The organism is Actinophytocola sp. (assembly GCF_009379765.1).
Lineage (GTDB): Bacteria > Actinomycetota > Actinomycetes > Mycobacteriales > Pseudonocardiaceae > Actinophytocola.
Map to the genome: position 1 here is coordinate 1 of NZ_WHTD01000057.1, position 12,677 is coordinate 12,677.

The 12,677-nt window shown below is 69.9% G+C and carries 14 protein-coding genes and 2 pseudogenes; 3 read left to right on the forward strand and 13 right to left on the reverse strand.

From position 1 onward, the window contains the following. The 7 genes and pseudogenes from carB to pyrR form a co-directional block, all read right to left on the reverse strand. Nucleotides 1–331: pseudogene (gene carB, locus GEV28_RS18615) on the reverse strand (carbamoyl phosphate synthase large subunit); the annotation flags it as partial. Further along, the gene (locus tag GEV28_RS18620; RefSeq protein WP_291413359.1) at nucleotides 324–959 is read right to left on the reverse strand and encodes a DUF4276 family protein; all 636 of its coding nucleotides are present in this window, start codon (nucleotides 957–959) and stop codon (nucleotides 324–326) included. The gene GEV28_RS18620 and the pseudogene carB, both read right to left, overlap by 8 nt. After that, nucleotides 956–2,158: an AAA family ATPase gene (locus tag GEV28_RS18625; protein ID WP_291413360.1), complete on the reverse strand. Its 1,203-nt coding sequence runs from the start codon at nucleotides 2,156–2,158 to the stop codon at nucleotides 956–958. Before GEV28_RS18625 ends, GEV28_RS18620 begins: the two co-directional genes overlap by 4 nt. Next, nucleotides 2,158–3,278 (reverse strand): annotated as a pseudogene (gene carA, locus GEV28_RS18630) (glutamine-hydrolyzing carbamoyl-phosphate synthase small subunit). The gene GEV28_RS18625 and the pseudogene carA overlap by 1 nt, the downstream one beginning before the upstream one ends. Further along, entirely contained in the window at nucleotides 3,275–4,564 is a 1,290-nt protein-coding gene (locus GEV28_RS18635; RefSeq protein ID WP_291413361.1) for a dihydroorotase, read from the reverse strand. The pseudogene carA and the gene GEV28_RS18635 overlap by 4 nt, the downstream one beginning before the upstream one ends. Beyond that, nucleotides 4,561–5,493, reverse strand: coding sequence for an aspartate carbamoyltransferase catalytic subunit (locus tag GEV28_RS18640; protein ID WP_291413362.1), 933 nt, complete (start codon nucleotides 5,491–5,493; stop codon nucleotides 4,561–4,563). Before GEV28_RS18640 ends, GEV28_RS18635 begins: the two co-directional genes overlap by 4 nt. Continuing rightward, on the reverse strand, nucleotides 5,490–6,092 hold the full coding sequence (gene pyrR / locus GEV28_RS18645; RefSeq protein ID WP_291413363.1) for a bifunctional pyr operon transcriptional regulator/uracil phosphoribosyltransferase PyrR: 603 nt from the start codon (nucleotides 6,090–6,092) through the stop codon (nucleotides 5,490–5,492). The genes GEV28_RS18640 and pyrR overlap by 4 nt, the downstream gene beginning before the upstream one ends. Before the next feature lie 255 nt (nucleotides 6,093–6,347). Here pyrR and GEV28_RS18650 point away from each other — a divergent pair, with 255 nt between their 5' ends. Continuing rightward, nucleotides 6,348–6,836, forward strand: coding sequence for a transcriptional regulator (locus GEV28_RS18650; protein ID WP_075123575.1), 489 nt, complete (start codon nucleotides 6,348–6,350; stop codon nucleotides 6,834–6,836). A 148-nt stretch (nucleotides 6,837–6,984) separates the two neighbouring features. Here GEV28_RS18650 and GEV28_RS18655 read toward each other — a convergent pair whose 3' ends face one another. The 4 genes from GEV28_RS18655 to GEV28_RS18670 all read right to left on the reverse strand — a co-directional run bounded on the left by GEV28_RS18655 (nucleotide 6,985) and on the right by GEV28_RS18670 (nucleotide 10,713). Then, a complete protein-coding gene (locus GEV28_RS18655; protein ID WP_291413364.1) occupies nucleotides 6,985–7,905 on the reverse strand; it encodes a DMT family transporter in 921 nt (306 codons plus the stop codon). A gap of 336 nt (nucleotides 7,906–8,241) precedes the next feature. Further along, nucleotides 8,242–8,661: a transcription antitermination factor NusB gene (nusB, locus tag GEV28_RS18660; protein WP_291413365.1), complete on the reverse strand. Its 420-nt coding sequence runs from the start codon at nucleotides 8,659–8,661 to the stop codon at nucleotides 8,242–8,244. Nucleotides 8,662–8,989: 328 nt separating this feature from the next. Beyond that, on the reverse strand, nucleotides 8,990–9,553 hold the full coding sequence (gene efp, locus GEV28_RS18665; RefSeq protein WP_291413366.1) for an elongation factor P: 564 nt from the start codon (nucleotides 9,551–9,553) through the stop codon (nucleotides 8,990–8,992). A 53-nt stretch (nucleotides 9,554–9,606) separates the two neighbouring features. After that, the gene (locus GEV28_RS18670; RefSeq protein ID WP_291413367.1) at nucleotides 9,607–10,713 is read right to left on the reverse strand and encodes a Xaa-Pro peptidase family protein; all 1,107 of its coding nucleotides are present in this window, start codon (nucleotides 10,711–10,713) and stop codon (nucleotides 9,607–9,609) included. A 60-nt stretch (nucleotides 10,714–10,773) separates the two neighbouring features. Between GEV28_RS18670 and GEV28_RS18675 the strand changes: the two genes are divergently transcribed. Next, the gene (locus tag GEV28_RS18675; RefSeq protein WP_291413368.1) at nucleotides 10,774–11,196 is read left to right on the forward strand and encodes a B-4DMT family transporter; all 423 of its coding nucleotides are present in this window, start codon (nucleotides 10,774–10,776) and stop codon (nucleotides 11,194–11,196) included. Here GEV28_RS18675 and GEV28_RS42395 read toward each other — a convergent pair. Together GEV28_RS42395 and GEV28_RS42400 are read right to left on the reverse strand one after the other, a co-directional pair. Continuing rightward, a complete protein-coding gene (locus GEV28_RS42395; protein ID WP_367115124.1) occupies nucleotides 11,193–11,522 on the reverse strand; it encodes a hypothetical protein in 330 nt (109 codons plus the stop codon). The two genes, GEV28_RS18675 and GEV28_RS42395, sit on opposite strands and share 4 nt — an antisense overlap. Further along, nucleotides 11,489–12,157: a hypothetical protein gene (locus tag GEV28_RS42400; RefSeq protein WP_367115125.1), complete on the reverse strand. Its 669-nt coding sequence runs from the start codon at nucleotides 12,155–12,157 to the stop codon at nucleotides 11,489–11,491. Before GEV28_RS42400 ends, GEV28_RS42395 begins: the two co-directional genes overlap by 34 nt. A 72-nt stretch (nucleotides 12,158–12,229) precedes the next feature. Here GEV28_RS42400 and GEV28_RS42405 point away from each other — a divergent pair, with 72 nt between their 5' ends. Next, the gene (locus GEV28_RS42405) at nucleotides 12,230–12,436 is read left to right on the forward strand and encodes a hypothetical protein (RefSeq protein ID WP_367115126.1); all 207 of its coding nucleotides are present in this window, start codon (nucleotides 12,230–12,232) and stop codon (nucleotides 12,434–12,436) included. Nucleotides 12,437–12,677 lie beyond the last annotated feature (241 nt).

Below are 12,677 nucleotides of genomic sequence, written 5' to 3' on the forward strand. Positions count from 1 at the left end.
ACTTCTCCAGCACGCCACGCCCATCGAGGGCGACGGCGGCGTTGAGCGCGGTCTGCCCGCCGAGCGTGGCGAGCAGCGCGTCCGGGCGCTCGATCGCGATCACCTTCTCGACGAAGTCCGCGTTGATCGGCTCGATGTAGGTGGCGTCGGCGAACTCCGGGTCGGTCATGATCGTGGCCGGGTTGGAGTTGACCAGGCTGACCCGTAAGCCCTCCTCGCGCAGCACCCGGCAGGCCTGCGTCCCGGAGTAGTCGAACTCGCACGCCTGGCCGATGACGATCGGGCCGGACCCGATCACCATCACGTGGGAGAGATCATCGCGTCTAGGCATCACGATCTCCTTCTTTCACCAGCCGACGTAGACCTTCACGGAAGGCCTGAAAGCTCCCTGACCGGTTCGCTTCGACATCCATGTATGCAGCGATGTCCGTGGCTGCCTGCAGCTTCCTCAGTCCGGTGGCGTGATAACCACGCTCTTGAAGCACCCGCTCCAGTGCCTCCCATGTTCCGCCCGTGATCGCGTCCGGATCTCGATAGCGTGCCTGCTTGCCAAGATGCACTGACACCTTGGGATAGGCCCGTTGGATGGCGGCAACATCTCCAAAGAACCAGGCCTCCAGCTCCTCGATCGCGATCCGGATCAGCACCTGTACCGGCCCGAACGGTCCCGGTTGAGTACGCATGCCAGCCTGCTCGGCAATGCGTCGTAGACGAGCATTCAACTCAACGCAGTCATCATCGTCTCTGTCGACCACAACGACGACACATGTCGATGTTGAGTCGATCCATGACCGGTAGCCAAGCAACCTGTTGGGTAGTTGGCTCAGCAGTCGGCCCTTGCCTCGAAAGTCGCGAATCTCGAACGGGACACCCGGAATGATCTTCGGAAGGAGGAGACGGAGCGCCCGTTCGGTCGAGGGCTCCTCGACCAAGAACTCGAGGTTCAGTACCTGGTTCACCGGGGTAGACCTGCTCGCACCAGAGGATCTGCAAGATCGAAGTACCCCTCCATCCAGAGACTGCCCAGCAGCGCACCCGCCTCAACCATGGAGACGACCTTCGGTAGGTCCGAAGCTCGGACGTTCCTGGTGAACCCATTCTCGTCCCGATAGAGAGCCCACAACTCCTTTGGACGAAGAGCGTCGGCGAAGAAGGGAGAGTGTGTCGTCACCAAAAGTTGACTCCGGGTGGCGGCGGATCGCGCTTCCTCGGCAAGGGCATACAACAGTCTGGGATGTAGTTGGTTCTCCGGCTCCTCAATCCCAACAATCGCTGCAGGGTCTGGGTCGTATAGCACGGTCAGATATGCGAGTAGTTTAAGAGTTCCGTCCGAAACAAATTTGGCGAGGATCGGCTCTTCGAACGGCTGATCTTTCAAACGCAAGAGCAGCCGTCCGTCTGGAAGGGGTTCCGACTCCACCCGTTCGAGACTGGGCACGCGCTCACCCAGGGTCTTAAATATCTCAACGAGTCGATCAGGATGCTGCTCCTGCAAATACTGGACGACGTTCGGCAGGTTGTCCCCTGTTGCGGAAAGCCGCTCCTGCGGTCCTGCCTCCGGCAAGGAGCGCGTGCTGTCTGCACTGATGTACGACAGATACCAACCCGAGATGAACCGCCGTAGGGCCGCCACGCGTGGATGCCTGCTCAGTTGCCCCAGCGTGCTGACCGCGAGCAGGTCCGGGCTGTCCAGCGACTCTTCCGCACGGGTTCCCGACGTTTCGTCATATACCGAGCCAGAGCCGCGCGAGAAGCTCAGGATGTCACGCGGCCGCCCTTGGCCCGGAGCCGTCGTCCACTGGAGCACCTCCTGCACGACCACCGGGAGACCACGTTCCTCATCGATGGCGAGCTTATAGGTGACCAGCCTACTCTTGCGATCCTCGCGATATTTTAGCTCAAACTCGATCGGACCGCTCGCCCCTCTGGTGCGGATCTCATTAATTCGATTGCGCCGATCCCACGCCCGACGAAGGTTTGTGGTGAACGCCTCGTGCAGGAAAGCAAAAACGTCGAAAACAGTCGATTTGCCGCTTCCATTTGGCCCAAACAGAACTGTAAGCGGAGTCAACTGGTCAAAAGTGACGTCCTTCAGCAATCTATAGTTACGAACCGTCAAACGTTCGATGATCGGTCGCGCAGACTGACCGGCAACCATTAATGTCCCTCCATCAGGCCGACGAACTCGTCGAACAGCGGGGCGGCGTCGTGCGGACCGGCCGCCGCCTCGGGGTGGTACTGGACGGAGAACGCGGGTACGTCGAGCGCCCGCACACCCTCCACACAGCCGTCGTTGGGGCAGTAGTGGCTGATCACCGCGCCGCCGAACGGGGTGTCGAACCGCTCCCCCGGCTCGCCGTCGAGCGCGAAGCCGTGGTTCTGCGCGGTGATCGCCACCCGTCCGGTGGCCACGTCGATCACCGGGATGTTGATGCCGCGGTGGCCGTAGCGCAGCTTGTACGTCCCGCGGCCGAGCGGCGGCCCAGGATCTGGTGGCCGAAGCAGATGCCGAACAGCGGGATCCGCCGGTCCAGCACGGCTCGGGTGAGCTCGACCGGGCCGTCGGCGGTGGCCGGGTCGCCGGGGCCGTTGGCGAGGAACACGCCGTCCGGCTCGACCGCCAGCACAGCGTCGATCATGCTGTCGATGGTGGCGCCGACCGGCAGCACGTGGGTCTCGATGCCGCGGGCGGCCATCATCCGCGGCGTGTTGGTCTTGATGCCGAGGTCCAGCGCGGCGACCTTCCAGCGGCGCTCGCCGGCGGCCGGGACGACGTAGGCGGCCTCGGTGGTGACCTGGCCCGCGAGGTCCGCGCCGGTCATCCGCGGGCTTTCCAGCACCCGGTCGACCATCGCGTCGGGGCCCGCCAGCGCGTCGCCGGAGAACACGCCGCCGCGCATGGCACCGCGCTCGCGGATGTGCCGGGTGAGCGTGCGGGTGTCGACCCCGCTGATGCCGACCACACCCTGCTCGGCGAGCGCGGCGTCGAGCGGGCGGCGGGAGCGCCAGTTGGACGGCGTCCGGGCCGGGTCGCGCACCACGTAGCCGGCGACCCAGATCCGGCGCGACTCGTCGTCCTCGTCGTTCCAGCCGGTGTTGCCGATCTGCGGGGCGGTGGCCACCACGATCTGGCGGTGGTAGGACGGGTCGGTCAGGGTCTCCTGGTAGCCGGTCATCCCGGTGCAGAACACCACCTCGCCGAGCGTGGTGCCGGTGGCGCCGAACGCCTCCCCCCGGAACACCTTGCCGTCCTCGAGCACCAGAACGGCCTCGGTCATGCGTGCACCTCACCATCATGGGCGGTGACCCGCCCGCGCAGCAGCGTCGTGACCACCCGACCGGGCAGCTCCATGCCCTCGTACGGGGTGTTGGCGGCGATGCTGGCGAGCTCCGCGCCACGCACCGTCCAGCGTGCGTCCGGGTCGACCAGGGTGAGCGTCGCCGGCTCGCCGACGTCGATCGGCCGGCCCTGGTCGGGCAGGCCGGCGATCTCGGCCGGACGCTCGCTGAGCACCCGCGCGACACCGCGCCAGTCCAGCAGACCCGGCTCGACCATCGTGCGCACCACCACGGCCAGCGCCGTCTGCAGGCCGAGCATTCCCGGCCGCGCCCCGGACCACTCGCAGTCCTTGTCCTGCGGGGCGTGCGGTGCGTGGTCGGTGGCCACGCAGTCGAGCACGCCCTCGGCCAGCGCCTCGCGCAGCACCTTGGTGTCGGCCGCGGTGCGCAGCGGCGGGTTGACCTTGTTCACCGGGTCGTAGGTCGACAGCCGTTCGTCGTCGAGCAGCAGGTGGTGCGGGGTGACCTCGGCGGAGACCTGGATGCCCTGGGCCTTCGCCCAGCGCAGGATCTCGGCGGTGCCCGCGGTCGACACGTGGCAGATGTGCAGCCGGGCGCCGGTGTGCCGGGCCAGCAGGCAGTCGCGGGCGACGATCGACTCCTCCGCGACCGCGGGCCAGCCGGCGAGGCCGAGCCTGGCGGCCTGCTCGCCCTCGTGGGCCTGGGCGCCGACGGTGAGCCGCGGCTCCTCGGCGTGCTGGGCGACCACCACGTCCAGCGCGGTCGAGTACTCGAGCGCGCGGCGCATCAGCAGCGGGTCGGCTACGCACCTGCCGTCGTCGGAGAACATCCGGACCCGGGCCTGCGAGCGGGCCATCGTGCCGAGCTCGGCGAGCTGCTCGCCGTTCAGTCCCACGGTGACCGCGCCGACCGGGTGCACGTCGACCAGCCCGACCTCGCGGCCGCGGCGCCAGACGTGCTCGACGATCACCGCGTTGTCGGCTACCGGGTCGGTGTTGGCCATGGCGAACACCGCCGTGTACCCGCCGAGGGCGGCCGCCGCCGAGCCGGTGTCGATGGTCTCGGTGTCCTCGCGGCCCGGTTCGCGCAGGTGGGTGTGCAGGTCGACGAACCCGGGCAGGGCCACGAGCCCACCGGCGTCCCGGACCTCGGCGCCCCCGGTGTCCACATCGGACCCGATGGCGGCGATGACGCCGTCGGTGATCTCCAGGTCCGTCGGGTCCTCGCCGTAGGGCCGGACCCCGCGCAGTACCAGGGACGTCACGCCATCTCCTCCTCGTGCGCCAGCAGGTGGTAGAGCACCGCCATCCGGACGTGCACGCCGTTGGCCACCTGCTGGGTGATCGCGGCCCGCGGCGAGTCGGCGACCGCGGAGGCGATCTCCATGCCGCGCAGCATCGGGCCCGGGTGCAGGACGACCGCGTGCTCGGGCAGCGCGGCGAGGCGGGCCTCGCTCATCCCGTAGGCGATCGAGTACTCGCGGGCGGACGGGAAGAAGCCGCCGTGCATCCGTTCGGCCTGCACCCGCAGCATCATGACCGCGTCGACGCCGGGCAGCTCGGCGTCGAGGGTGTGCGACACGGTGACCGGCCAGCGGTTCACGTGTGCGGGCAGCAGGGTGGGCGGGGCGACGAGGACGACCTCGGCGCCGAGCGTGGTGAGCAGGTGCACATTGGACCGCGCGACCCGGCTGTGCAGGACGTCGCCGACGATCGCGACCCGCGTGCCGGCGATGTCACCGAGGCGTTCGCGCAGCGTGGCGGCGTCGAGCAGGGCCTGGGTGGGGTGCTCGTGCGTGCCGTCGCCGGCGTTGACCACCGACGTGCCGGACTCGGCGAGCCAGCCGGCCAGCCGGTGCGCGGCGCCGGAGGCCGGGTGCCGGACGATCACGCAGTCGGCGCCGGCCGCGGCCAGCGTCCGCGCGGTGTCCCGCAGCGACTCGCCTTTGCCGACGCTCGATCCGCTCGCGGACACGTTGACGACGTCGGCGCTCATCCACTTGCCGGCGATCTCGAAGGAGACCCGGGTGCGGGTGGACGCCTCGTAGAACATCGTGATCACGGTCCGGCCGCGCAGCGTCGGCAGCTTGCGGACCTCCCGGCCGAGCAGCGTGTGCTTGAGGCTGTCGGCGGTGTCGAGGACGGCGGTGGCGGTGGCCGCGGCCAACCCCTCCGTCGCCAGCAGGTGTCTCATGACGCACCCTCGCCGCGCCGCAGCAGGACCGCGTCGCGGCCGTCGGTCTCCTCGAGCTGCACGTGGACCTCCTCGGTGCGGGAGGTGGGCACGTTCTTGCCGACATAGTCCGCGCGGATCGGCAGCTCGCGGTGGCCGCGGTCGACGAGGACCGCGAGCTGGACCGCACGCGGGCGGCCGGCGTCGCGCAGCGCGTCGAGCGCGGCGCGGATGGTGCGGCCGGAGAAGAGCACGTCGTCGACCAGGATGACCAGCTGGTCGTCGACCCCGCCGGGCGGCAGCTCGGTGGTGCCGAGCGGTCGGGTGGGGCGGCGCCGGAGGTCGTCGCGGTACAGGGTGACATCGAGCACACCGGTGGCCAGCTTGGTGCCGAGGTCGGTGCCGGAGAACTCGACGATGCGCGCGGCCAGCCTGCTGGCCAGCGGGGCGCCCCTGGTGGGGATGCCGAGGAGCACAACGGGTGGTGCGTCGGCTGCGCCGAGTGATGTTCGCTCGATGACCTGATGGGCCATTCGAGCGACGGTGCGTGCGACATCGCCGGCCGACAGCAGCTCTCGCTGCCCGGCCGGTTCCGCCGCACCGCGGTTGCGCGGTGCCACGGCTGACCTCCTTCCCCGCCTCGCTGGACGGGTCCTTAAAGGACGTCTGATCTGCGCCTACATGGCGCCGCTAGCACCGTACCAGGCGCAATGGATCCACCAACCGGGTGGTAATGATGCAAATCAACCGCACTTGTACGCAGATCAGCTTGACCTGGTGACAACACTGGGTAACCATTACTCTGCGTGTTGATATGCGGCTACCCGCGGCGTACACAGATCGGCCAGCGGGGCGAACGAATGGAGAATCGCCATATGGGCGACTACGCCAAGGCGCTGGGGAGCAAGCTCCGCGGCATCCGCCAGCAGCAGGGGTTGTCCCTGCACGGCGTTGAGCAGAAGTCCGGCGGCCGATGGAAGGCCGTCGTGGTGGGCTCGTACGAGCGGGGCGACCGGGCCGTGACCGTGCAGAAGTTGGCGGAGCTCGCCGACTTCTACGGGGTGCCGGTGGTCGAGCTGCTGCCCGAGGGGCGCGTGCCCTCCGGTGCCGAGCCGGCGACCAAGATCGTGATCAACCTCGAGCGCCTGCAGCAGCTGCCAGCGGAGAAGGTCGGTCCGCTGGCCAGATACGCGGCGACGATCCAGAGCCAGCGTGGTGACTACAACGGAAAGGTGCTGTCCATCCGGACCGAGGACCTGCGATCTCTCGCGATCATCTACGACATGACACCGGGCGAGCTGACCGAGCAACTCATCGACTGGGGCGTGCTGCCCCCTGAAGCCCGTCCATCCAAAGAGGACTGATGATGGCGGCCGGTGACTGGGGCACCGGCCGCCCCGATGAAAGACCTCGCGGACGGACCAGTCAGCGCACCGCTGAATGGGCTAACAGCCTGACGCGTTCGGGTTAACGATGTATGGCAACCGGCCGTTTCGTGGGCGCTACAACACGTCAACCAGTCACTGACTCCGCCGGTTCCGCGGGCGGGACCGCCGCCGTCTTGCGCGAGCGGGCCCGGGTGATCGCCACGCCGGCCAAGCACAGCACGCCGCCCACGAGGGTGAACCACCCCGGGACCTCCGACAGCAGCAGCCACGACATCACGATCACGATCGCCGGCACCGCGTACGTGGTCGCACCCATCTTGGCGGCGGTCGTTCGGGCCAGTGCGTAGGCCCACGTGATGAACGCGAGCGCGGTCGGGAACACGCCCAGATACACCACGTCGATCGTCGACGACAGCGGCGCACCGTCCATCTCGGACACGAGTTGCCCCGCGAACGGCGCGCACGCCACCATCCCGACCAGGCACCCGAACGTCGTCACCTGTACCGCGGACGCGTGCCGCAGCGCCGGCTTCTGGAACGTCACGCCGATCGCGTAGGTCGCCGCCGCGACCACGCACAGCAGCACGCCGAGCACCGACGCGTCGCCGCCCCCGGACGTCGAGAAGCCCACGACCACCGCGCCGGCGAACGACACCGCGATGCCGGCCAGGACCCGGCGCGGGAAGCCCTCCCTGAGTAACCACCCGCTGAGCAACGCGATCAGGACGGGCCCGACGTTGACCACCATGGCCGCCGTGCCCGCGTCGACCTCCCGCTCGCCCCAGTTGAGCGCCACCATGTAGACGCCGAACCAGAGCACACCGGACGCGACGATGCCGGGCCACGCCGCGCGCGGCGGCCACCCCTCGCGACGCACGAGCAGCACGACCACGAGCACGACCGAGCCCGCGAAGAGCCGCCCGAACGCCAGCGCGCCCGGCGAGTAGTGCTCCCCCGCACTGCGAATCGCCACGAAGGCCGAGGCCCACAGCAGCACCGTGACGCCGGCGGCCACCAGGCTGCGCCGGTCGATGGAGTCGGTCATGCCGCCAAGATATGGCGGGCCACCGACAATTTCTCGCGAGTTTCAGCCGGTGGACGCCGTGCCGATACGCTCCCCCGGGGTATCAACGGAGGGGGAGCGAAGGATCACGCTACGAAGTCGTCGAGCGGTCGCGACGCTGCTCGCCCTGTCCGCTGCTGGCGGCCTGCAACACCGACGGGCAGGAAGCGATCCCGACCACCACCACCCCACCCGCACCGACCACGACAGCGGCCCTACCGCCCCGGCAGTGAGCAAGCCCCTGAACCCGGGCGGGCGCGCCGTCGTGGCGCGCGCCCGCCCACAGTGGCGGAAGAGGTGGCGGTGTGTGGTGGATCGCTACAGGGTGGCGCGGAGCTGCTCGGCGAGCGTGGCCAGGCGACCGAGCACGCCGTTCACGAAGCGGGGTGAGTCGTCGGTCGACAGCATCTTCGCCAGTTGCACTGCCTCGTCGACCGCCACCGGGTCGGGCACATCGGAAGCCCACAGCAGCTCGTACACCCCGAGTCGCAGGATCGCGACGTCCACGAACGGCATCCGGTCGAGCGTCCAGCCCTCGGCGTGCTCGGCGAGCAGCTCGTCGATGCGCTCGCGGTGCGCCACCACGCCCTCGATGAGCGTGGTGGCGTAGTCGTTCGGCGCCGGGTGCTCGGTGACCTCGGTGCGCTCGGCGTGCAGCGTCAGCGGATCGGCGTCGCGCACCGCCGCCGCGTAGAGAACGTCGACCGCGCGCTTGCGTGCCTTGCTGCGCGCGCCCACTAGTGTCCCCCGCCGGGAGTCTGTTGCTTAAGAGGTCGCGCAGGTGGGTTGGTGGATGCCCGCCGTGATCGAGGTGGATGCATCGCGGTGCCGCGCACGCGTCGGCGTACTGGACCGTACTTCGATGCGTGCGCGGTGCCGCGAGGCGCCGCCTCGGCGCGGTGGGCGCCGCCAGGCCTATCTGCGCGACCTCTCAGTCGGTGAGTCCAGGTTTCTGCTGGCAAGGCGCCGGTTCGTCCTCGTACCGGGATGTACTCGGGCGGACCGGCAACGCCGCCAGCAGGACGCTGGGCCGGCGAATTGTGTGACGAACTTCCGGCGGGGGACACTAGGAGCTGATGCGGCCGAGGTAGCGGCCGTCGCGGGTGTCGACCTTGACCTTCTCGCCGGTCGACAGGAACAGCGGCACCTGGATCTCGGCGCCGGTCTCGAGCGTGGCCGGCTTGGTGCCGCCGGTGGACCGGTCGCCCTGCAGGCCCGGGTCGGTCTGCTTGATGACGAGCTCGACGGAGGTCGGCAGCTCGATGAACAGCGGCACACCCTCGTGCGTGGCGACCACCGCGGTCTGGTTCTCCAGCAGGAACCGCGAGTTGTCCGACACGACGTCGCCGTCGATGTGGATCTGCTCGTAGGTCTCGCGGTCCATGAAGACGAACTGGGGACCGTCCTGGTACAGGTAGGTCATCTCGCGCCGGTCGACGGTGGCGGTGTCCACCTTGATGCCCGCGTTGAACGTCTTGTCGACGACCTTGCCGGTGAGCACGTGCTTGAGCTTGGTGCGCACGAACGCCGGTCCCTTGCCCGGCTTCACGTGCTGGAACTCGACGACGGACCAGAGCTGGCCCTCGAGGTTGAGCACCAGGCCGTTCTTCAGGTCGTTGGTGGAAGCCACGGGGTAGGTCTCTCCTGTACTCGCAACGCTTGGTGGGTCGTCACACGACTGCGTCACACGACGACGAGTTGCTTGGTCGTCAGCGTGAGAAGCTCGGGCTCGCCGTCCCGCACGACGAGTGTGTCCTCGATGCGGACCCCACCCTTGCCGGACAGGTAAACGCCCGGTTCCACCGTGACGGCCATGCCGGCAGACAGTCTACCTTTACCGGTCTTGGCCAGGTCCGGGGCCTCGTGGATCTCCAGCCCGACGCCGTGGCCGAGGCCGTGGAGGAACTCCTCGCCCCGGCCCGCCGCCTCGACGACGGCCCGGGCCGCCGCGTCGACGTCCTTGACCTCGGCGCCGATCGCCAGCGCCGCCCGGCCGGCCGCCTGCGCCGCGGCCACCAGGTCATAAAGCTCGCGCTGCCAGTCCGCAGGCGCGCCGAGCACGAACGTGCGGGTCATGTCCGAGTGGTAGCCGTCGACGAGCGCGCCGAAGTCGAGCTTCACGAGGTCGCCCGCATGCAGCACGGCGTCGGTGGGCCGGTGGTGCGGGACCGCGGAGTGCGCGCCGGTGGCCACGATCGTCTCGAACGACGGGCCCGCGGCGCCGTGGTCGAGCATCCGGTTCTCCAGGTCGCGCGCGACCTCCCGCTCGGTGCGCCCGGCCCGCAGGCCACCGTGCTCGATGAGGTCGGCGAGTGCCCGGTCCGCCGCCGCGCACGCCATCCGCAGCGCCTCGATCTCGTCGTCGTCCTTGACCATCCGGAGCTCTTCGACCAGGCCCGGCGCGCGGACCAGGTCGATCCCGCCCGCCGCGCCGGTGAGCGTGTCGAGCTCCTCGACGGTGACCCGGTGGCTCTCGTAGCCGGTGCGGCCGTAACCCGTGCCGGTCGCGGCATGCTCGACGAGCGCGGGCGGGCAGGGCCGGTCGATCATCCGCTCGAGGTCGGGCAGCTGCTGCGCGGACTGGGTGAGGTAGCGGCCGTCGGTGCAGAACACGGTCCGGTCCTCGGCGCCCGGCTCGTCGCCGGCATGCACGAGCAGCGCCGCGTTGGAGCCGGTGAACCCGGTGAGGTAGCGGACGTTGCGCAGGTCGACCACCAGCAGGGCATCCAGGTCGCGCTCCCGCAGCTGGGAGCGCAGGGCCGCCCGGCGGCGACCGTGCGTCTCGTGCATGCGGCCGAGCCTAGGGCACACCTGCCGGTTCCAGTGGCGGCAAGGGCTTACGCTGTGGCGATGCGAACCTGGCTGCTACGCGGCATCGTCCTGGCCGTGGTGCACGCCGCCGCAGAGACGGTGCGGGCCGACTTCGGGGTGCACCACCCGACCTCCCGCACCGTGTTCGAGGCGATCATGCTCGGCGCGCTCGTCGGCGTGGCCGCGGTGTGGGGCGCGGTCGACTCCTGGAAGGACGTGCCCGAGCGCGGCAAGGTCTGGCTCATCGCCGCGTTGATCGCCGGCTGGGGCGCCGCGGTGCTCGCCGTCATCGGCAAGTCGATCTTCGTGGACCAGACCGGCGTCGCCGACCTGAGTGGCGCGCTCACCGGCGGCGCAGCGTTCACCGCGCTGCTGGTGCTGGTGCCGGCATGCGTCGGTTTCCTTGCCGGGCGGTGGGTCCGGGTGCCGTCCCGGTCGCGCACCGAGGCCGACCAGCGCTAACGCGGCGGACCGGCGAGGTCCGCCCCGCGCGCGTAGGCGTCCCACTCCTCGTCGGTCACGCCGCCCACGATCGAGGAGTTCAGCGCGGCGACGTCCGGCGAGCTGATCGGCCAGAGCTTGTCGTCGATCAGGAACGCGACGCCACGGCCCGGCGCCTCCCGCGCGTCGGCGCCGGGCCGCACGTTCACGGCGACGCGCGCGCCCGCCAGCGCGGGCACGGGCTCGTCGAGGATGCGCACCGCGAGCTTCTCGGCCACCGCCCGCCGGTCGAACCGCACCAGCGAGCCGTTGATCACCAGGTCGACCGTGCGCTGCGGCGATGGCATCGCGAACCCGTCGAGCGCGAGCAGCGCCCGGTCCATGTCGCGGCAGGCGTCGAACCCGTTGACGTCCAGCCCGAAGTGGCGCAGGTTCGACGGCCCGAACCGGCCTCCTTGGTGGCCCGCACGAGGTCGATCGACACCGTGCCGCACGGGTCGGCCGCCGACCCGACCGCGTGCCCGTCCGGCCGGCGGACCAGGCCCGGTCCCTCGCGCCAGGTGCCGGCAACGAGCACCGGGTCGTAGGGGTTGTAGCGGAAGTCCAGGTCCCAGAAGGTGATCGTGGTGCCGTCGCGGGTCTCGTGGGCGATGGCGAACGCGGCGAGCGAGTCAACCCACATCCAGTCGGCGCTGAACGCGTCGACCACCGTGCGCAGCCGCGCGCCGGTGTCCGGCACCGGCTCGAAGCCGTCCGGGCCGAGTGCTTCGACGTCCTCGGCGAACTTCGGGTCGGGCGAGCGCAGCACGAACTGGCCGGCGCCGTTGTGCCCGGTGCCGCGGCCGGTGGTGTCGGTGAACATCAGATAGAACTTGCCGCCGAGGTAGACCGCCGACGGCTGGCCGGCGCCGTAGGTGTTGCCGTTGGACACCTGGCGGGCCGACCGGACGATCGGCTTCCCGTCGTTGGCGCGGGTCCACACCCGGCCGTCCGGGCTGGTGGCGAGGCCGATCGCGTTGCCGTGCGCGTGTCGCCGGCCGCTCCGGTGTAGTACATGAGGTATCTGTTTCCGACGCGGAGCACCGACGGGTCGCAGGTGTGCATGCCGTCGAAGCCGCCGGCCCGGCCGGAGAAGATCGGCGTGGCCTTCGAGCCGTCGGGACCGCGGAACGGGCCGGCCAGCGAGCGGGACTCGCCGAGCAGGATGTCGTCGCCGGGCGGGTTGGCGACGCCGAGCTGGCTGCACCACCACATCCGGTAGCGCCCGCGGTCGTACAGCACCGACGGCGCGTAGTTGTAGGGCGCGTCGCCGCCGCCCGCCGCGATCACGCCACGGCTCTGCCGGCCGTTGCCGGTGAGGAGGGCTGCCGGTTCCGGGTCCGGCGACGGCGGCGTGGCGGAAGGTTCCCCGCCGGGCCGGGCCCCGGTCGTCGGGTGTTCCTCGGGTTTCGGCGAGGCCTCGCTGGTGGTGCACGCGGCAACCAGGGCGAGGCTCACGAGCG